Below are 18,981 nucleotides of genomic sequence, written 5' to 3'. Positions count from 1 at the left end.
AGGACCTGTCCAACACAAGGATCGCTCATGACCATCAGCCAACGTATTGCCATTGCAGTCGCCGAAGCCGCGCTGCCGCACGACCAGTGCATGTCCTGCGAGCGCCAGGGCCTGCCGATCCTGCCGCTGCGTCGCGCCCTGGTGCCGGATACCCGCCCCGAGTGTGTCTCCACCGTCGCGGATAACCGGCATATCTCGACGAAGATAGGTGTGCGCACCTTGCGCATGGGCTACCTGTATGTGCTGCTCGACCAGCAGGTCTGGCATGCCTATGCCGTCAGCGAGCAGGGTCACCTGCGCCGCTTCAACCCTTACGAGCCGCCAGACGGCCCGCCATCGCCGCTGCCCGAAAAATGCGTGAACGCAGACCACGACATTCCTTCGGCCTTTCTCAACATCGATACCAGCAGGTACACCAGTGCCTGGCTGGCCTTCTCCAGCGATCCTTGGCCGGTCAGTGTGCTGAACGCCTACAAGAGCGGCGCATCGCCTGCGCATCGCTTCGAGGGCCTGGACCTGATCCAGGCGCGCAGCAATCCCGAGCTGCTGGGCATTGCCATGACGCCCGATAAGCTTGGGGTCGACCAGCAGGTATTCGAGTACGCCCAGCATGGCTGCGCCCCCTTCGACAGTGCGCATGGTTTCCACAGCCGCTGGCTGCGCCGGTTCGCCCTGCGCGGCTATCTGGTCAATGCGATCAACCGGCACCAGCTGGAAAACGGCGTGCTGGCAGTGGTGCTCGACGACACCGTCGGGCTGATTCAGGAGTACAACCATCAGCGGCTGAACTGGGTGGTGAAACGCCAGGTGTGGCGGGAAGACCCCATGCGCGCCTATCAGCTGCAGACCTCGCAGATCCTGCAGATCATTCGTGTCACGCACAGGGAGTGGGCGGCGCAGGAGGTGCCGTCGCTGGAGCCAATGACTGGCGATGGGCCGCCAGCGTTCGTCGAGCCGACAGTCGAGCGGCAGCGGTTGGTCGAGCGTGCGCAGCAGGAGAGTGACGAGCGGCTTGAACAACGCTACCACGAGCCGCAGCGGGCCGCGTTCCAGGCTGAATACGACCAGCAGGAACGTGAGTTTCAGCGCTACATCGACAAGGATGCGCAGGCGTACGTAGCCTTGTTCGATACGCCCATGTTCAAGCTGGCCGAGGCGTACGACTACGACGGTAACGATCGTGAGTCCGGGGTGGCCTACGCCAAGACCATGGCCCTGTGCCTGGGTGGTGGCGTTACCGAAGCTGTCGTCCCCCGCCTTGAACCGCATGTTCCCGCTTCCGGCACCAGCGAACTGCTCTGGTTGAAATGGCTGCAGGACCCGGACAGCCCGCCCTACCGCGCGTTGTTGATGCGGGATCGCTCTCTCCTGGCCGGGCTGCTGCCCAGTTTCTCCGCCACAGAAGCGATCAACTGGAACGACAGTGACAAGCTCTACGGCATGCTGAGCAAGATCATCGCCAGCGATGACGCCGGCTTGCGCATGCGCAATACCCTCAAGCAGGCCATTGCTGAAACGCAGAGCGCGCTCAATGCGGCCAGTCAGCGGCTGGCGCCCTGTCTGTCGCCTGGCATTCAGAAGGCCGTGCGGCATCTGAACAGTGCCACGCAGTTTCTCTACAACGGCGTGCACCTGATCGAACTGGAAGTGAAGATGAAGCTGGGCGAGTACTACGCCTTACAGAGTGCGCACCTTCGGGAGTTGCAGCACAAGGCCAATGCGTCGATCGCCGAGGCGCGGGACCGGATGCGCCGCAATATCGATGACTTCGAGTTTGGCTCGATGAAGGCCATGCGCAAGGTGCGGCCGATCATCCAGCACGGGCTGATGAGCCTGGCTGTGCTCGACCCGCGGTTCACCAACACCATGATCACTGTGACGGTGTGGGTCGAAGGGAAGGCTGAGGAGGTGCATGGGCGGTTGTTCCAGGAAGCCAACATGGGCGTAACGCAGGCGAGCAGTGCGGCGCAGCTTGCCTTGGTGGATATCTCGGTGGCAGCGGGGACGTTGGAAGCCGATGCGCGGAAGCTGTTGCAGGGGATGAGGATCACGTCGCAGCAGGTGGCCCGATTGGTAAAAACCGGTTTTTCCGGGTTGCGCGGGATTGCTGGCAGCTGGGAGGTTCTGCTGGCGATAGGCGGGTTGTATTTGCAACAGGACAGCCTGGGCAGGAATCAGGAAAAGGCGGAAACGGAGATTGGGCCCAAGGCGTATGAGGCCAAGTTGGCGTTGCAAGGATCGTACTTGGGAGTGTTGGGAGGGAGTATCGAGCTAATTGGGCTCTTGTTGAGCTCAAGTACTAAACCCATTGGAAAGTCGTGGGCTAAGGGCGTCTCAGAAACTGGAGTGTCGCTGATAAAAATCGGTGCGATGATAGGTGCAATAACCGGAGTGATTGACTCAGCGCAAGCATTTTCTGCTGCTAAACGTGCAATGGCATCCGGGGACAACACGGCAGAAACGCATTATTTTCGCGCAGGTTTTTTGTATGCCTTTTCAACTGGAGTGTTTGTCTACGCAGTATTTAAGCCCATCCTGTTAGGACCTTTAGGCCTGGCTATAATACTGGCGCTCGCCGCCTATGCACTTACACGCTCAGCTGAACAAAGCGAATCTAATGCATTAGAGCGTTGGGCGCGACGCTGCTGCTTTGGTAGAGGCGACGAAAGTCCGGTTGTGTCTTGGGGGACACCCGAATATGCAGATATAGCGTTTGCAGAACTCAATGCCGCCACGCTTGGCGTGCACGCGGCGGTTCATTTCGAATCCAAACGCATAAGTGACCCGACCACTTCCAAAATGGGAGGCTTGGTCAGTTTGGAACTAGAGCACAAGCTAAAATTTTACATCATATTACCCAAATACAATGATGAGTACTCAGCCTATCGGTGGACCCTGTCAGTACATCGCCATGGTGACGGAGCTTTCCCCGATTTCATTGGTGGAGAGACTCTCGTTTTTGATGAGCACCAACCTGTTCAAGTTGAAGCCCTTACCAAGACGGCTATATTTCACGACTTTTCTCAGCCAAGACTGCCAGATTATAAAAATGATGTTTTAATTGAAAAAATTCGACGCTCGCCTGACCCGGACAAGCCATATCAGTCTTGGCTAGAATTCACTGGAACGGCGGAGCTTATGGGGGCCGTTGGGCAGCATACAATAAGAGCCGCGACACTGCTGGTAAGGTATTGGCCAGATAGACGACTACCAGATGCATATGTCGAAATTTGCATTAGGGAAGCTAACGAATGAGAGCCAAATCCAGAGTTCTTTGCGAGCGGGCTTTGCACTGGAGTCATGACTTGCCGGACGTCAATTCGGATGCAGTCCCGCGACTAAGTTTTGAGGATATAGATCCCTCGCCAAATTTTTGTGATTCGGTGTACCTGGAACTCCCTCGATCCACTGTCAGTTTGCGTGGCATCGCCGTATTAATAGGAGGGCCAATACTGGCTTTTACTGTTGGCGCTATTATCTACATGCCTGGAAAATTATTTGGTATTAATTGGTCGAATGACTGGCATGTTGACCTCCTCGCATCGCTAATGCTTCTGGTCGGCATGTGGGCTACTGCGACATATGTAAAGATGGACCTGCTGCTCCCACGAGACGAACCAATCCGCTTCAATCGCCTACGACGCAAAATCTATCTCTATCAATTCAGATTCCACTACATCTATCTGTTCAGCCGCAAACACTGGGGCGTGAGACCTGTCGCCTACAACTGGGACGACGTGACCGCCGAAGTCTACCGAGTCTACGCCCCCGGCCACGGCGGCCTGGTCGAGAACGTCATGCTGTCGATACGCAACCCGGAAACCAACGAAGTCATCGACCGCGTGTTCTTCACCCACAACCTCTACCAAGGCGAAGCCTACTGGGCCATCGCCCGGTTATTCATGCAGCAAGGCCCCGAAGCCCTGCCGAAGTTCGTGCACCCACCTCGTGACTGGAACGACGACGATGGCCTGAGCCACATGCATTGCCTGGCACCAAAGGTTCATTGGCCGGAGGACATTGACCGTGAATCCCGCACTGCCCCATCTGACTGAGAAGGCCGATGCTTTGACGCAGCGGTTTTATACGGCCCGTGTCAGATGCCGAATCTATCTAAATATGGCGGCATGATCCGGAACTAAACTAAAAAGTGGCACTTGTTTGCGAGGACAGGATCATGGCCTATGTCGATTGGCGATTGCGCGGCGCAGGGGTCGACCTTTGCAACTGCGATTATGGCTGCCCCTGCCAGTTCAATGCCTTGCCCACCCATGGCACTTGCGAAGCGGCAGTGGGCTATCACATCGAGGAGGGGTATTTCGACGAGGTGTCGCTGGCCGGCTTGAATGTGGCCTGCACCTTCGCCTGGCCTGGGCCCATCCACGAGGGCGGTGGGCAATGCCAGGCCTTTATCGATGAACGCGCCAGTGATGCCCAGCGCCAGGCATTGCTGACCATTCTCAGCGGCCAGGAGCAGGAACCCACGGCCTTCTTCGCCATTTTCGCCAGCACGGTGCAGACCACGCACGCACCGCAGTTCGTGCCGGTTGAGGTGCACACCGACCGCGCCGCACTGACCGCCAGCATCCACGTGCCCGGGGTGCTGGATGGCCGGGCCGAGCCGATCCGCAACCCCGTGGACGGATCGGTGCACCGGGCCAGGCTGGTGCTGCCAGAGGGCTTCGAGTTCGGCGAGACGGACTGCGCCAGCGCCACCTTCAACTGCTCCGGGGCGGTGAAGCTGGACTATGCCGGGCGCAACGCCATGCTCTACGACCTGGATATGGGGCCAAATGGCATCATCCGCGGCTAGTCGCTGGCCAGCCCCGGGCGCGCTGCTGACCGGCGCGCTGGTGCTGATGATCAGCGCGTTGGGTTGGTGGTGGCACGTCGAGCAGGCAGCGACCATGGCGGCGATGGGCGAGATGCAGATGCCACCCACCGCCTGGTGGTCGCGCCAGGGCGCGCTGACCCTGCTGATGTGGTTGGCGATGATGCAAGCGATGATGCTGCCGGCCGCCCTGCCGGTGTTCCTGCTTTACCGACGCTGCCTGCTGCGCGACAGCGCCGGCCCATTCAAGCTGCTGCTGTTCTGCGCGACCTATGCGCTGCTCTGGTGTGGCTTCGCCCTGCTGATGACCCTGCTGCAGGCCCTTGGCGAATGGCTTGGCTGGCTCGACCCCATGACCCTGCGCCTGCCACCGCTCATGGGTGCGCTACTGCTTCTGCTGGCCGGTGGCTACCAGATGAGCCAAGGCAAGGCCGCTTGCCTGGAGCATTGCCAGAGCCCGCTGTTCTTTCTTCAGCACCATGTGCGCCCGGGCCTTGGCGGCGCCTGGAGGCTGGGGTTGCAGCATGGCCTGTACTGCATTGGTTGCTGCTGGGCGCTGATGCTGGTGCTGCTGGTGGTTGGCGCCATGAGCCTGTGGGGCATGGCCGCGCTGGCGATGCTGGTACTGGCGGAGAAAGTGTTGCGGTTGGGCACGGCCTGGCGCCGCTACAGTGGCGCCCTGCTTATCGCTGGTGGACTGCTGCTGGCGCTCTGGCCGCATATCTGACAACCCGCCCGGGCCTGCCCGGGCGGGGTGCAGCGGTACCACGCCGAAGCCCTTGGCGTCAGGCCAGCGCCTCGCGGCTGTGCTGGCCGTCGACCAGGCGTTGCAGGCCCAGCGGGTTGGCGTTTTTCAGGGCATCAGGCAGCAGCGCGTCCGGATAGTCCTGGTAGCACACCGGGCGCAAGAAGCGGTCGATGGCCAAGGTGCCGACCGAGGTGCCACGAGCATCGGATGTGGCCGGGTACGGCCCGCCATGCACCATCGCATCGCACACTTCAACGCCGGTCGGGTAGCCGTTGACCAACAGTCGCCCGGCCTTGCGCTGCAGCACCGGCACCAGCGCGGCAAAACGTTGGAAGTCTTCCGGTTCGGCAATCAGGGTTGCGGTCAGTTGCCCATGCAGGGCTTGCACGGCGCGGCGCAGTTCGGCTTCGTCGGCCACTGCGACGGCCACCGTGGCAGGCCCGAAGACTTCTTCCTGGAGCAATGCATCACCGTTCAGCAGCAAGCTCACATCGGCCTGGAACAGCTGTGCCTGGGCCTGGTCACCCGCCTGCTCAGCACCCGCCAGATGGCGCACGCCCGGATGCTGGTGCAGGCGTTGCACGCCCTGGGTATAGCTGCGCAAGGTGCCGGCATTGAGCATGGTCTGCCCGGGCTGGTCGGCCAGTTGCGCGCCAAGGGCCCTGAGGAAGGTGCTGAACGCTTCGCCGGCAATACCAATGACCAGCCCGGGGTTGGTGCAGAACTGCCCGCAGCCCAGCACCACCGAACCGGCCAGTTCCCTGGCCACCTGCTCGCCCCTGGCCTGCAAGGCCGCAGGCAAGACCAGCACCGGGTTGATGCTGCTCATTTCGGCGAACACCGGAATCGGCTGCGGGCGCGCCGCAGCCAACTCGCACAAGGCTCGGCCGCCTTTGAGCGAGCCGGTAAAGCCCACGGCCTGGATCGCCGGGTGGCGGACCAGCGCTTCGCCGACACCAGCACCGTAAATCATGTTGAACACGCCGGCGGGCATGCCGGTGGCGACCACTGCGCGCTCGATCGCCTCGGCCACCTGCTCGGCCGTGGCCATGTGGCCGCTGTGCGCCTTGACCACCACCGGGCAGCCCGCAGCCAGCGCTGCGGCGGTGTCACCGCCGGCGGTAGAGAAGGCCAGCGGGAAATTGCTGGCGCCGAACACGGCTACCGGGCCGACACCGGTGCGGTACTGGCGCAGATCGGGACGCGGCAGCGGCTGGCGCTGTGGCTGGGCACGGTCGATGCGCGCGCCGAGGAAGTCGCCGCGGCGCAGCACTGTAGCGAACAGGCGCATCTGATTACTGGTACGCGCCCGTTCGCCCTGGATGCGCCCGGCCGGCAGCGCGGTTTCGCGGCACACCGTGGTGATGAAGGTGTCGCCCAGCGCATCCAGCTGATCGGCAATGGCATCGAGGAACTGCGCACGGCGCTGGGGTGCCATGGCGTTGTATTCGGCAAAGGCCGCTTCGGCTGCCTGCGCGGCGGCGTCCACTTCTTCCGGGGTGGCCTGGGCAAAGGCCAGCGGCAAGGCTTCGCCGGTACGCGCATCGAGGCTTTGCAGGCGCACGCTGCCGGCAGCGCTGCGCTGGCCGCCAATGAAGTTGCTTCCGGTCATGGTTGGCTCCTGTAAATGAGAAGGAAGGTTCAGATGCTTGTGTCAGGCAGTTAGCGGAAAGGGGGCTGCTGCGCAGCCCATCGCAGGCAAGCCAGCTCCCACAGGGGCCGCGCAGTTCCGGAGGCTGCGCTGTACCTGTGGGAGCGGGCGAGCCCGCGAAGGGCCGCAAACCGGCCCCGATTCATCAACTGGCTGGCGGCGAGCTCAAAGGCTTTTCACCACCCCGGGGCGTACCTGCCCGGGCGCCGCTGCAATGCCGTTGCGTAGCGGCTGGCCAAAGGCGTCGAGGCTGATCTCGAAGGTATCGCCCGGGCGCGCCTGGATGCCGTCGGCGAATGACAGCGTGGCGGTACCGAAGTAATGCACGTGGATATCGCCAGCGCGCAGGAACTGCGGGTACTTGAAGTGGTGGAACTCGAGGTTCTCGAAGCTGTGGCACATGTTCTGCTCGCCCGACAGGAACGGCTTGCGCCACAGTTCCTGGCCGTCGCGCAGGATGCGGCTGGTGCCTTCCAGGTGGGCCGGCAGCGCGCCCAGGCGCAGCTCGGGGCCGAAGCTGCAGGCGCGCAGCTTGGAGTGGGCCAGGTACAGGTAATTGCGCCGCTCCATCACATGGTCGGAAAACTCGTTGCCCAGCGCGTAACCGAGGCGATACGGCGTGCCGTCGGCACCGATCAGGTACAGCCCGACCAGCTCCGGCTCCTCGCCGGCATCTTCGGCGAATGCCGGCAGCGGCAGGTCGGCGCCTGGGCGCACGACGATGCCGCCGTCGCCCTTGTAGAACCATTCCGGCTGCGCGCCCTCCTCGCCTGCCGGCGGCCGACCGCAATCGAGCCCCCACTGGAACATGCGCATGCTGTCGGTAACGGCGCCTTCGGCCTGCTGCTGGTGCATCTTGTCGCGGGTGGCGGCACTGCCCAGATGGGTCAGCCCGGTGCCGGTGACCAGGCAATGCGCCGGGTCCGGATGGTCCAGCGGTGGCAATACGCGGCCTTCGGCCAGCAGGGCCAGGTAGTCGTGACGCTCGCCCAGGCCGGCAGCCTGTACTTCGCTGGCCAGGTCACGGCCGGCGGCGATGGCTTGCAGGGCCAGCTCGCGGGTGCTGCCGGCGCCACGTACTTCCAGGGCGTACTCGCCTTCCACCACGCCCACCCGGCGCTCGCCGGTGGCGGTTTCGAATTGAATCAATCGCATGCTTGTGCTCGCTTTTCGGTTGCGAAAGTTAGCGGGAGGCCGGGGCTACCCGCGTAGAAGCCAGGCGCTGACGGCGCTCGAGGCGGTTGTAGACCACACCGGTGAGCAGCAAGCCGAACAGCATCACCGCTGCCAGGAAATACAGGCCCGACGACAGCTGCCCGGTGTGCTCCTTGAGCGCGCCGATGCCAAACGGGCCGAGGTAGCCGCCGAGGTTGCCGATGGAGTTGATGAGCGCGATGCCCGCTGCGGCGCTGGCGCCGGAGAAGAACCGGCCTGGCAAGGTCCAGAAGATGGCCGTGCAGGAGAACAGCGCAAACGCCACCAGGCACAGCGCCGCCAGTTGCAGGCCGGGCACGCTCAGCCAGGCACTGAGGAACAGGCCGATCGCACCCAGTGCGTACAACAGGCCGAGGTGGCCATAGCGGTCGTTCAGGCGGTCGGAGCTGCGCGGCACAATCAGCAGGCCGATGATGCCGAACAGGTAAGGCACGGCCGAAACGAAACCGGTCACCAGGTCACTGCCGCCAAACTGGTGGATCAGTGTCGGCAGCCACAGGCCCAGGCCGTAGATGCTCAGCGTCACCGGCAAGTAGAACAGCGCCAGCAGCAGCACCCGGCCGTCCTTCAAGGCATGCAGGGGGTTGCCGTGGCGGGTCTGGCCGAACTCGCGCAAATCGTTGGCCAGCTGTTCCTGCAGCCAGCTGCGTTGCTCGTCGCTGAGCCAGCGCACCTTGGCCGGGCCGTCCGGCAGCAAACGCAGGGTCGGCCAGGCCAGCAGCACCGCCGGGGTACCGATGCAGATGAACAGCCATTGCCAGCCATGCAGGCCGTAGCTGCCATCAAGCCCCAGCAGCGCGCCGGCAAGCGGCCCGGTAATCAGCATGGCCAACGGCTGGGAAAGGATGAAGAAGCCGAGGATCTTGCCGCGATGGCGCACCGGGTACCACTGGGTGATGTAGTACAGCACGCCCGGGAAGAAGCCCGCCTCGGCCGCCCCCAGCAGAAAGCGCATCACGTAGAAACCGTTGGGCCCGGTAACGAAGGCCATGCCGACGGTGATCGCGCCCCAGGTAACCAGGATGCGGGCGAACCAGCGGCGCGCGCCGAAGCGGTCGAGCAACAGGTTGCTCGGCACCTCGAACAGGAAGTAACCAATGAAGAAGAGCCCGGCACCCAGGCCATAGGCCGCGTCACCCAGGCCGATGTCGGCGCCCATGTGCAGCTTGGCGAAGCCCACCGCGGAACGGTCGACATAGGCCACCAGGTAAAGCAGTACCAGAAAAGGGATGAGTTTCAGTGTGATCAGGCGGACGAGCCGCTGCTCCTGAATCATGGCGATGTCTCCAATTGTTCTTGTAATGGGTACAGCACCTGGCCGGGGACTTTTTGGCAGACCTCTGACCTGGGAGAATGATCTTATAGTATTACTAATTGCACCAACAAGCCTTCACAGAGACCATTTTTATCAGTACAGTCGACCGCACAACGACAAATAGTAATACTAATTAGGTGTTCCCATGTCTGATAACAAACGCCCACTGCGCTCCGCCCAATGGTTCGGCACCGCCGACAAGAACGGTTTCATGTACCGCAGCTGGATGAAAAATCAGGGTATTCCGGACCACGAATTCCAGGGCAAGCCGATCATCGGCATCTGCAACACCTGGTCGGAGCTGACCCCGTGCAACGCGCACTTCCGCAAGATTGCCGAGCACGTCAAGAAGGGCGTGCTGGAGGCTGGCGGCTTCCCGGTGGAGTTCCCGGTGTTCTCCAGCGGCGAGTCCAACCTGCGCCCCACCGCCATGCTCACCCGCAACCTGGCGAGCATGGATGTGGAGGAAGCGATCCGTGGCAACCCGGTGGACGCGGTGGTGCTGCTGACCGGCTGTGACAAGACCACCCCGGCGCTGCTGATGGGCGCGGCGAGCTGTGACGTGCCGGCGATCGTGGTTACCGGTGGCCCGATGCTCAACGGCAAGCACAAAGGCAAGGACATCGGTGCCGGCACCATCGTCTGGCAGATGCACGAGGCCTACAAGGCCGGCCAGATCGACCTCAACGAGTTCCTCTCGGCCGAAGCCGGCATGTCGCGCTCGGCGGGTACCTGCAACACCATGGGCACCGCCTCGACCATGGCCTGCATGGCCGAAGCGCTGGGCACCTCGCTGCCGCACAACGCCGCCATTCCGGCGGTGGATGCACGGCGTTACGTGCTGGCCCACCTGTCGGGCATGCGCATTGTCGACATGGTGCGCGAAGACCTGCGCCTGTCGAAAATCCTCACCCGCGAAGCCTTCGAGAACGCCATCCGCGTCAACGCCGCCATCGGTGGCTCGACCAACGCGGTGATTCACCTGAAAGCCATTGCCGGGCGCATTGGCGTGGACCTGCAACTGGAAGACTGGACCCGCATCGGCCGCGGCACGCCGACCCTGGTCGACCTGCAGCCCTCGGGCCGCTTCCTGATGGAAGAGTTCTACTACGCCGGCGGCCTGCCTGCGGTCATCCGCCGCCTGGGCGAACACGGCCTGCTGCCCAACCCTGCCGCGCTGACGGCCAACGGCAAGAGCCTGTGGGACAACTGCCAGACCGCACCGCTGTATGACGAAGAGGTGATCCGCCCGATCGACAAGCCGCTGGTGGCCGATGGCGGCATCTGCATCCTGCGCGGCAACCTGGCGCCCAAAGGTGCGGTGCTCAAGCCATCGGCCGCCACCCCGGCGCTGATGCAGCACCGTGGCCGCGCCGTGGTGTTCGAAAACTTCGACGACTACAAGGCACGCATCAACGACCCCGAGCTGGATGTGGACGCAAGTTCCGTGCTGGTGATGAAGCACTGCGGGCCCAAGGGCTACCCGGGCATGGCCGAGGTCGGCAACATGGGCCTGCCGGCCAAGCTGCTGGCCCAAGGGGTGACCGACATGGTGCGCATTTCCGATGCCCGCATGAGCGGCACCGCCTACGGCACCGTGGTGCTGCACGTGGCGCCGGAAGCGGCAGCTGGCGGGCCATTGGCTGCCGTACGCGAAGGTGACTGGATCGAACTCGATTGCAAGGAAGGCCGCCTGCATCTGGACATTTCTGCCGAGGAGCTGGCTGGCCGGCTGGCTGACCTGCAAGCCCCGCCGCAGTTGATCAGCGGTGGTTACGCCAGGCTGTACCTGGACCATGTGATGCAGGCCGACGAGGGTTGCGACTTCGACTTCCTGGTCGGTTGCCGCGGCGCGGCGGTGCCCAAGCACTCGCACTAAGGCCTGACGTCATTGGGGCTGCTGCGCAGCCCATCGCCGGCAAGCCGGGCTCCCACAGGGACCGCGAAAGTCTTGAGGCCTGCGCCGTACCTGTGGGAGTGGCCGCGAACACTGGCAAAGCCGGTGCCATCCACCGCGTCGCCTGCTTCGCGGGTAAACCCGCTCCCACAGGTACTATGCGGGCTTCGGGTTCATGCTATACCTGTGGGAGCGGCCGTGGCCGCGAACACCGGCGTAGCCGGTGCCATCCACCGCGTCGCCTGCTTCGCGGGTAAACCCGCTCCCACAGGTACTATGCGGGCTTCGGGGTCACGCTATACCTGTGGGAGCGGCCGTGGCCGCGAACACCGGCATAGCCGGTGCCATCCACCGCGTCGCCTGCTTCGCGGGCATGCCCGCTCCCACAGGTACTATGCGGGCTTCGGGTTCACGCTATACCTGTGGGAGCGGCTTTAGCCGCGAACACCGGCAAAGCCGGTGCCATGCACCGCGTCGACGCGCTAATGCTATGATGCTGCCCCGCCCGAAGGATCCGCCCCGCCCCACATGAACTACCGCCAGCCCACCACGCGCAAGAGCATGCACGCCACCCTGGTCCAGGACCTTGGCGTCCAGATCGTCTCCGGCCAACTCGCACCCGGGCAGAAGCTGCCTTCCGAGGCCAGCCTGTGCGAAGCCTACGCGATCAGCCGGCCGGTGTTCCGCGAGGCGATGCGCGCCCTTACCGCCAAGGGCCTGATCGAGGCCCGCCCGCGGGTAGGCACCCTGGTCCGGCCCCGTCATGACTGGCACATGCTCGACCCGGATGTACTGCACTGGCTGATGCAGGCCACACCACAGCAGGAATTCTTCAACATGCTGAGCAGCGTACGCTGGGTCATCGAGCCCGCTGCCGCCGCGCTGGCCGCCACCAACGCCAGCGCCGAGGATGTCGATTCGATCACCGAGGCCTACCAGCGCATGGAAGCCGCACGCAGCCATGAAGAACGCCTGCAGCCGGACCTGGACTTCCACGCCCGCATCGCCGACGCCACCCACAACGACCTGCTGGCCTACCTGTGCAACATGCTGTCGATGGCACTGCGCGAGTCGGTGCGCTACTCCAACCAGCGGGCGAATTTCGACGAACTCGCCCTGCCCCGGCACAAGGCGATTCTGACCGCCATCCAGAACGGTGACGCACTGGGCGCGCGGCATGCCTCACTGGTACAGCTGGAAGATGCCCGGGTTGCCCTGGCCAAGGTGCTGGGCCAGGACCCGACAAGCTGAGGAGCCATCCGGGCCCACCTCAGCCACTGCGCCGCGTGAGCCCGCCAATCAGAACACCGACCACCCAATCCGCGAACTCAGCAACTCAAGCGCCGCCATCCCCGCCAGGGAGTTACCCGCCGCATTCAACTCCGGCGACCACACGCACACCGTGAACTGCCCCGGCACGATGGCCACAATCCCGCCCCCCACACCACTCTTGCCTGGCAACCCCACCCGGTAGGCGAAATTCCCTGCCTCGTCATACAGCCCACTGGTGGCCATGATCGAGTTCACCTGCTGGGTCTGGCGCCGGGTCAGAATCTGCTCACCACTGTGCTTGCAGAACCCATCATTGGCCAGGAAACAGAACGCCCGAGCCAAGTCCAGGCAGTTCATTTGCAGCGCGCAATAGCTGAAATAGCTGCGCAGCACCGTCTCCACCTCGTTATGGAAGTTGCCGAACGACTGCATCAGGTAAGCCATGGCCGCGTTACGCGCGCGGAATTGATACTCCGAATCCGCAACACGGGCATCGATCGCGATGTGGGGGTTGCCCGAAAGCCGGCGAACGAAATCGCGCATCGACAACGTGGGGGCAGCAAAGCGCGACTGGTTGATATCGCAAATCACCAACGCACCCGCATTGATAAACGGATTACGCGGCCGCCCACGCTCGAACTCAAGCTGCACCAGCGAGTTGAACGGCTGGCCGGAAGGCTCATGGCCAAGCCGCTCCCAAATGGCTTCCCCCGAATGGCCAATCGCCTGCACCAGGCTGAACACCTTGGAAATACTCTGCACCGAGAACGGCACCAGGGCATCGCCTGCACAGTAATAGCTGCCATCGTTGCCATAGACCGCGATGCCCAGCTGGTTCGCTGGCACATCGGCCAGCGCAGGAATGTAGTCGGCCACTTTGCCCTTGCCGATCAAGGGACGTACTTCTTCGAGAATCTCGTTCAACAGCGTTTGCATGGAAGGCCCTGTATCAGTCCCCAGACGACGGCTAAGGGGTAGCATTCTTGACGAAGATCGAGCGAAAGAAATCACACTCTTGGCAAGAAATGACCGGCCGACCGTGTGCCACGCCATATCCTATGCTGTGCTTGTTTCGACGACACAGCGAACGTGCCCCAGCCAGGTGCAGAAGCCGCCAACCAAGGAATAGAGGACCCACGATGCCAGCTTGCCCCTTACCCGCTGACGAAGCGCTGCGCCAGCGCACGCTCGATGACATGAACCTGGTCGACACGCCAGCCGAGCATTACCTCGATACCCTGGTGCGGCTCACCCAGGACCTGGCCCACGTGGATACCGTGCTTATCAGCCTGATCGACCAGGACCGACAGTGGTTCAAGGCCCGCATCGGGCTGGAGGCAAGCGAAACGACGCGCAGTGTTTCCTTCTGCGGCTACGCCATTCTCGGCGAGGGTACCCTGATGGTGCCCGACGCCAAGTGCGACGGGCGATTCGTCGATAACCCGCTGGTGCTAAACCCGCCCTTCATCCGCTTTTACGCCGGCCACCCCTTGCGCGCGGGTAACGGCAAAGCCATCGGTACGCTGTGCATGTTCGACCCGCGCCCGCGCGTGCTCAGCGAGGCTCAGCAAGCGAACTTCAGGGACCTGGCCACGCTCGCCGAGGGATACTTGCAGCTGCGCACCCTGGCGCAGGTAAACCGCGACTTGCGCCTTGAAATGGATCGCGAGCAGCGCAAAGCCCTGCTCGACCCTTTGACGCAACTGTGGAACCGCGGTGCGTTGTCGGCGTTTGAAGAGCATGAACGGCGGTTGGCGGAGGTGAACGGCTTACAACTGGGTGCGGTGTATGCCGACCTGGATCACTTCAAAGCCATCAACGACAAGTACGGCCATGGCGGCGGTGACAAAGTGCTTTGCGAATCTGCCCGTCGCCTGCGCGCAGCACTGCGCCCCGACGACCTGCTGGTGCGCCATGGGGGTGAGGAGTTTGTCGCTGTTTTGCACGTTAAAGACAGTGAAGAGCTGACACGGATTGCTGAGCGGATTCGCGAACAGGTGGGTGCCAGCCCGATGCAGTTGTCCTGTGGTCAGTTGAACGTAACCTTGAGCATAGGGTGCACCCTGTTCGCCAAGGGTGAAACGCTGGATGACGCACTGGAACGCGCCGACAAGGGGCTCTATACCGCCAAACAGAACGGGCGTGACCGGGTTGTATATGTAGCGCCGCCGCTCTGAGACGAGCACGAACCGGGCTGCACGGCATCTCTAACTCGCACGTCAGCCCGGCTATTCATTTCCCCGAGCCGCCCCACTAGGCATGCCCTTTCCGCCAAAGCTGGATCATCCAAAGGCCACAAGCACAGCGCTCAAACCCTGCGCGCGTCCTGTGAAAGCAACCGCCCAGCAAAAACTCCAAAAAAGTGCCGCGCCCCAGTGAAAGCCATTGCCCTGCTCAAACTCCAAAACATGACGCGATCCTTGTGGAAGCAACTGCTTGCTCAAATTCCAAAAGATGACGCAATCCCTGTGGGAGCGGGCGCGCCCGCGAACACGGGCGCAGCCCGTGCCATCCAGTGCGACCCCGCCCAAAACACGGCATACCACTCACTAATCAGCAGACCTGGTACAAGAAGGCCCAGCACATCGGTGCATCACCGCACCGATAGCCTAACCAGTAACCCCTGACCCTGCCGCTGAGCGGCCGACAATGCTGCAGCCCGACATGCCCACGAACACCCCAACACACCGCATGGCATCGCCGAAGCAGTCTCCACGAGCAGCCCGTCCTCAAAACACTCAGCAGCCCCACCCCCTCTGTGGGAGCGGCTTCAGCCGCGAACACCGGCGCAGCCGGTGCCATGCCCCGCCAAATTCTTCCCCGCCTAAACAAACTGCCCAGAGCCACGCGGCCACAGCTATCTACCCGCCGCCCGCAAAGCCCAAGACCTGGCTACATCCCAAATACACCTGCAAAACCAATCAGTCGTATGCAGCTCTTAGGCAGCTGCCTCACGCCACAAACAACCTGCCAATCCCCCCAAACCGCGTCACTTCAGCCCTGCCCCACCCGCCCCAATCTCATCCATGAAATCCCCAAGAAACACCTCAAGCCGAGCATGCCGCTCAGCACCCAGCCGAGCCCCTTCACCAGTTTTAAACCCTGACGCAAGCTTGAGCAGCTTGGTATGAAAATGCTCGACCGTATACGCCTTGTCCTGATATTCCCGCCCCAGCGCAGCAGGGTTCTCGAAATCGTACAGCGCCGACCCCATTCGCCCGGAGACGTAAAAACACCGGGCGATACCCACTGCACCTATGGCGTCCAGGCGATCACTGTCCTGAAGAATCCTGGCCTCAAGGGTGAGTGGTTCAAAGCCAGCCGAGTAGCTGTGGGTTTTGACCGCATGCGCCACCTGCTCGATGCGCTGCAAGGGCCAGCCCATATCAGCCAGGATTGACGCCGCCCTTTGTGCAGACAGCGTTGACGCCTGCCCACGCAAGGGCGAGTTCTTTTCTACCGCGACACAATCATGCAGCACAGTCGCTGCAAGCAGCACTTCCAGGTCGCCGCCTTCTACGCGCTGTATTCGTTGTACGTTGACCCATACGCGATGGATGTGGGACAGGTCGTGGGAACCGTCCTGCTGGTCGGCTGGCAAGTACTTCATCAGGTCAGCGGCAAAGCGCGGGAACGGGGCAAAAGCTTCGATAGTCATCGTTGGTGCATTCCATTGGCTGTCACTTGGCGTCCGTTGTAAGGGGGCAGACCCATGACCTGCCACGGCCCAGATGCGAGCGGGTCAGTTTCAGGGCTTGAGTGGTGAAAGTCCATGCTGGGTCGTTTGTTGGCATCGCGACATAACTGGATACAGGGATTCGTGAGTGGAAAGCTTTTTGAGAGCCACAAACCGTTAACAGAGCAGCCGGCGTTGCATGCTGTGAAGGTGGATGGGCGAAAAAAGTCAGAATTAACCCCTTCCTTGTAGGCCATTTCCCAAAGATACTCCCTGCGCCTATTTTTCGTTGCACATGGAAATCGTGAACCATAGTCTCGACCTGCCGCTACCAATTGGCGGCACGGTTTTGACAGGCCGTGGTTCACTGAGAGCATGTGCAATGCCAGTTATGGCAGCTGTGCGTGGGGCACCTCTGTGTGCGCCGGGATTCTCAGTGCCCCCGGTCTGTCAACCCACAAACAGCTGCCACCCTTCCGTTTGACAGCGGATCTGCGGCAGCCCTTAAAGGCACTGAGAGGGTTTATGCTGAAAATAGTCCCTGATCCACCCCACAACGTTCTATCCCTTGAAGACACTCTGATCCAAGCCACGGACTACGCGCTATGCGCGGCTACCGTTGTGCATCAGGCAATACTGCTGCAGCCCAAATCGCCCGCGTCGATTCTGATGATGGCCTCGATGCATGAGCTGGAGACGCTGCGAGCTTTGCTTGAGTCCGCAATAGTCCAGGTGCAGATGCCCACTGAGCCTAGGACCTTGCACTAAGGCTTCATTGATGTGTCGCCTGGGCTGTCCCTATCGCCGGCAAGCCCGGCTCCCACGTAGATCTGAGCTGCGCCACAGATCTCGAGGCCTGTGCAGTACCTGTGGGAGCTGGCTTGCCGGCGATGAGGCCAGACCAGGCACTAGAGATTTCGGGGAGATAGAACAATGTCCACAGAAGAAACCAAATTCACCGTCGGCAAAACCACCTTCTACCAAGGCGAAAACCAGACCCATCCGCTGTTCCGCATTGAAGCCGGTATCCCCTGCCAGAGCGCCCGCGAACAAGCCTCGGAGCTTATGGGCTACGCGCGGGATATGACCCTGGACGGCTTGATGGAAGACAAACCCCAGCTGATCTGGGCTTCGCATTACCTCTGCGCATTGGCCAAGGCGCTGATGGATGATGCCGAGCTGGGCATGATGCGCTGATTCACCCTCCTCTCACTGCATGCCTTCAAAGCCTAGGTCCATCCCCCGTTTTGAAGGCGCTCCAGCTACTCATCTTCAGAAGGTGAGGCGGTCGGTGAAGAGCGTCGGTAGAGGGTCCATGGCTTTAGGTCTTCTCAGTTTGATCATAGCTAGGATATTCACACTTCATCTTAAAGAAATGTGCTGGCACGTTAACCGTCGCAGAGAAAAAGTCAGAAAAATCAAAATCCCTCAGTTTTGTAGGGTTCGCAAGTACGCTTTGTTGATCTGCCCCCAAATAGACGACAGACACATCTTTCTTCAAGTTACCACACTGATGCTTCTCGTTAAAATCTAGCTTGTAGGCAATTAGATAGATTTTTTCGGGAAGTCTTTCCATGCTCAGCTCATTCTTCGACCACGCCCAACCCTGAAACATAAGAATAACAGCAACCACCAGAAACATGGCTGAGTGAAAAGGAGGCAACCGGTAATTCGGACCATCGAATTGAGCTTTGACCCACCCGATAAAATTGAAAAGATGAACAAGCGCCGCCACTGAAATGCCAAGCAAAAAAGGCGCCACCAAATGAAATAGGATAATTGCAGTCGTAAACACTAGCGTGACAGGGAACACCGAGGCATCAACGCCAAACACACCATTGATAGCGCTTGCAGCCTTACCCGTCGAATATACGATCAACCCTGAAGCTGCAAGGGAGGCAACGAGTTTGGTAAATGAGAACATCCAGATCGACTTCACCAACTCTGAACGTTCCACCGACACACCAATGTAAACCGCGGCCAGTACTACACCCCAAATCTTAATTGCGATTCGGTTCTGCCGCACCCACTCGAAGTCAGAAGTTTCCTGCCCGCCAAGCTGAATCAGAGCAAACGCGAATATGGCCAGAATACCCAGCGCCCACGTAGTGGTTTCTGTCCGACTATCACGATCATCCCTACGCTCTCGCGACCATTTCCTAATATCGGCAGCAATGTTAGATATATGATAATTTATCGATTTCCTCCCGTCTGACGACAGATCCGATTCAGTCCCGCTTAGCTGGCGGTGAATCTTATCCAGCAACTCCTTATTCTGCTCAGACATCCCTTGCACTCCTTTCCAATGTTTTTCAACCCAACCGCGCAAGCTTACCTAGTTAGACCTCAAAACATAAGCGGTTCGCATAAGACTCG

The 18,981-nt window shown here is 61.3% G+C and carries 15 protein-coding genes; 9 read left to right on the top strand and 6 right to left on the bottom strand.

Annotation, left to right across the window (positions count from 1 at the left end):
• The first annotated feature begins 27 nt into the window (after positions 1-27).
• From RIN61_RS21700 to RIN61_RS21685, 4 genes are all read left to right on the top strand, one after another.
• Positions 28-3,255, top strand: a complete 3,228-nt coding sequence (locus RIN61_RS21700) for a T6SS effector BTH_I2691 family protein (RefSeq protein ID WP_313854009.1) — start codon at positions 28-30, stop codon at positions 3,253-3,255.
• Positions 3,252-4,055, top strand: coding sequence for a DUF6708 domain-containing protein (locus tag RIN61_RS21695; protein WP_313854006.1), 804 nt, complete (start codon positions 3,252-3,254; stop codon positions 4,053-4,055). The genes RIN61_RS21700 and RIN61_RS21695 overlap by 4 nt, the downstream gene beginning before the upstream one ends.
• A 122-nt stretch (positions 4,056-4,177) precedes the next feature.
• Complete coding sequence (locus RIN61_RS21690) at positions 4,178-4,813, top strand: DUF1326 domain-containing protein (RefSeq protein ID WP_112253809.1); 636 nt, start codon at positions 4,178-4,180, stop codon at positions 4,811-4,813.
• A complete protein-coding gene (locus tag RIN61_RS21685; protein ID WP_112253808.1) occupies positions 4,794-5,558 on the top strand; it encodes a DUF2182 domain-containing protein in 765 nt (254 codons plus the stop codon). The genes RIN61_RS21690 and RIN61_RS21685 overlap by 20 nt, the downstream gene beginning before the upstream one ends.
• 58 nt (positions 5,559-5,616) lie before the next feature.
• Here the strand turns inward: RIN61_RS21685 and RIN61_RS21680 are convergent, their stop codons facing one another.
• The 3 genes from RIN61_RS21680 to RIN61_RS21670 form a co-directional block, all read right to left on the bottom strand.
• Positions 5,617-7,191 carry an aldehyde dehydrogenase (NADP(+)) gene (locus RIN61_RS21680; protein ID WP_313854000.1) on the bottom strand — a complete coding sequence of 525 codons (1,575 nt, stop codon included), beginning with the start codon at positions 7,189-7,191 and terminating at the stop codon, positions 5,617-5,619.
• 204 nt (positions 7,192-7,395) lie between these two features.
• The gene (gene araD1, locus RIN61_RS21675; RefSeq protein ID WP_313853998.1) at positions 7,396-8,385 is read right to left on the bottom strand and encodes an AraD1 family protein; all 990 of its coding nucleotides are present in this window, start codon (positions 8,383-8,385) and stop codon (positions 7,396-7,398) included.
• Positions 8,386-8,413: 28 nt separating this feature from the next.
• Entirely contained in the window at positions 8,414-9,721 is a 1,308-nt protein-coding gene (locus RIN61_RS21670; RefSeq protein WP_207880071.1) for an MFS transporter, read from the bottom strand.
• Positions 9,722-9,905: 184 nt separating this feature from the next.
• Here RIN61_RS21670 and RIN61_RS21665 point away from each other — a divergent pair, with 184 nt between their 5' ends.
• Positions 9,906-11,639: an IlvD/Edd family dehydratase gene (locus RIN61_RS21665; protein ID WP_215521179.1), complete on the top strand. Its 1,734-nt coding sequence runs from the start codon at positions 9,906-9,908 to the stop codon at positions 11,637-11,639.
• Between the two features lie 546 nt (positions 11,640-12,185).
• Positions 12,186-12,908 (top strand): FadR/GntR family transcriptional regulator, encoded by a 723-nt coding sequence (locus RIN61_RS21660; RefSeq protein ID WP_112253803.1) that lies wholly within the window; start codon positions 12,186-12,188, stop codon positions 12,906-12,908.
• 48 nt (positions 12,909-12,956) lie between these two features.
• On the opposite strand, the gene glsB is transcribed toward RIN61_RS21660, so the two are convergent.
• On the bottom strand, positions 12,957-13,865 hold the full coding sequence (glsB, locus tag RIN61_RS21655) for a glutaminase B (RefSeq protein WP_046614057.1): 909 nt from the start codon (positions 13,863-13,865) through the stop codon (positions 12,957-12,959).
• Between the two features lie 203 nt (positions 13,866-14,068).
• Between glsB and RIN61_RS21650 the strand changes: the two genes are divergently transcribed.
• Positions 14,069-15,106, top strand: coding sequence for a GGDEF domain-containing protein (locus RIN61_RS21650; RefSeq protein WP_313853985.1), 1,038 nt, complete (start codon positions 14,069-14,071; stop codon positions 15,104-15,106).
• Between the two features lie 812 nt (positions 15,107-15,918).
• Here RIN61_RS21650 and RIN61_RS21645 read toward each other — a convergent pair.
• Positions 15,919-16,587, bottom strand: a complete 669-nt coding sequence (locus RIN61_RS21645) for an HD domain-containing protein (protein ID WP_313853982.1) — start codon at positions 16,585-16,587, stop codon at positions 15,919-15,921.
• Between the two features lie 543 nt (positions 16,588-17,130).
• On the opposite strand from RIN61_RS21645, the gene RIN61_RS21640 reads away from it, so the two are divergent.
• Positions 17,131-17,373: a hypothetical protein gene (locus RIN61_RS21640; protein WP_112253799.1), complete on the top strand. Its 243-nt coding sequence runs from the start codon at positions 17,131-17,133 to the stop codon at positions 17,371-17,373.
• A 165-nt stretch (positions 17,374-17,538) separates the two neighbouring features.
• Entirely contained in the window at positions 17,539-17,802 is a 264-nt protein-coding gene (locus tag RIN61_RS21635; protein ID WP_003250694.1) for a DUF3077 domain-containing protein, read from the top strand.
• Between the two features lie 124 nt (positions 17,803-17,926).
• On the opposite strand, the gene RIN61_RS21630 is transcribed toward RIN61_RS21635, so the two are convergent.
• Positions 17,927-18,892 carry a hypothetical protein gene (locus tag RIN61_RS21630; protein ID WP_313853978.1) on the bottom strand — a complete coding sequence of 322 codons (966 nt, stop codon included), beginning with the start codon at positions 18,890-18,892 and terminating at the stop codon, positions 17,927-17,929.
• Positions 18,893-18,981: the final 89 nt, after the last annotated feature.

It is taken from the genome of Pseudomonas inefficax, assembly GCF_032164165.1.
GTDB classification, from domain to species: Bacteria; Pseudomonadota; Gammaproteobacteria; order Pseudomonadales; family Pseudomonadaceae; genus Aquipseudomonas; species Aquipseudomonas inefficax.
This window is presented reverse-complemented; position numbering and strand designations above follow the sequence as displayed.

What these genes read in the sequence shown, in the direction of transcription:
- RIN61_RS21700 (WP_313854009.1), top strand. Translation starts at nt 28, where the DNA reads ATGACCATCAGCCAACGTATTGCCATTGCAGTCGCCGAAGCCGCGCTG.
- RIN61_RS21695 (WP_313854006.1), top strand. Translation starts at nt 3,252, where the DNA reads ATGAGAGCCAAATCCAGAGTTCTTTGCGAGCGGGCTTTGCACTGGAGT.
- RIN61_RS21690 (WP_112253809.1), top strand. Translation starts at nt 4,178, where the DNA reads ATGGCCTATGTCGATTGGCGATTGCGCGGCGCAGGGGTCGACCTTTGC.
- RIN61_RS21685 (WP_112253808.1), top strand. Translation starts at nt 4,794, where the DNA reads ATGGCATCATCCGCGGCTAGTCGCTGGCCAGCCCCGGGCGCGCTGCTG.
- RIN61_RS21680 (WP_313854000.1), bottom strand. Translation starts at nt 7,191, where the DNA reads ATGACCGGAAGCAACTTCATTGGCGGCCAGCGCAGCGCTGCCGGCAGC.
- araD1 (WP_313853998.1), bottom strand. Translation starts at nt 8,385, where the DNA reads ATGCGATTGATTCAATTCGAAACCGCCACCGGCGAGCGCCGGGTGGGC.
- RIN61_RS21670 (WP_207880071.1), bottom strand. Translation starts at nt 9,721, where the DNA reads ATGATTCAGGAGCAGCGGCTCGTCCGCCTGATCACACTGAAACTCATC.
- RIN61_RS21665 (WP_215521179.1), top strand. Translation starts at nt 9,906, where the DNA reads ATGTCTGATAACAAACGCCCACTGCGCTCCGCCCAATGGTTCGGCACC.
- RIN61_RS21660 (WP_112253803.1), top strand. Translation starts at nt 12,186, where the DNA reads ATGAACTACCGCCAGCCCACCACGCGCAAGAGCATGCACGCCACCCTG.
- glsB (WP_046614057.1), bottom strand. Translation starts at nt 13,865, where the DNA reads ATGCAAACGCTGTTGAACGAGATTCTCGAAGAAGTACGTCCCTTGATC.
- RIN61_RS21650 (WP_313853985.1), top strand. Translation starts at nt 14,069, where the DNA reads ATGCCAGCTTGCCCCTTACCCGCTGACGAAGCGCTGCGCCAGCGCACG.
- RIN61_RS21645 (WP_313853982.1), bottom strand. Translation starts at nt 16,587, where the DNA reads ATGACTATCGAAGCTTTTGCCCCGTTCCCGCGCTTTGCCGCTGACCTG.
- RIN61_RS21640 (WP_112253799.1), top strand. Translation starts at nt 17,131, where the DNA reads ATGCTGAAAATAGTCCCTGATCCACCCCACAACGTTCTATCCCTTGAA.
- RIN61_RS21635 (WP_003250694.1), top strand. Translation starts at nt 17,539, where the DNA reads ATGTCCACAGAAGAAACCAAATTCACCGTCGGCAAAACCACCTTCTAC.
- RIN61_RS21630 (WP_313853978.1), bottom strand. Translation starts at nt 18,892, where the DNA reads ATGTCTGAGCAGAATAAGGAGTTGCTGGATAAGATTCACCGCCAGCTA.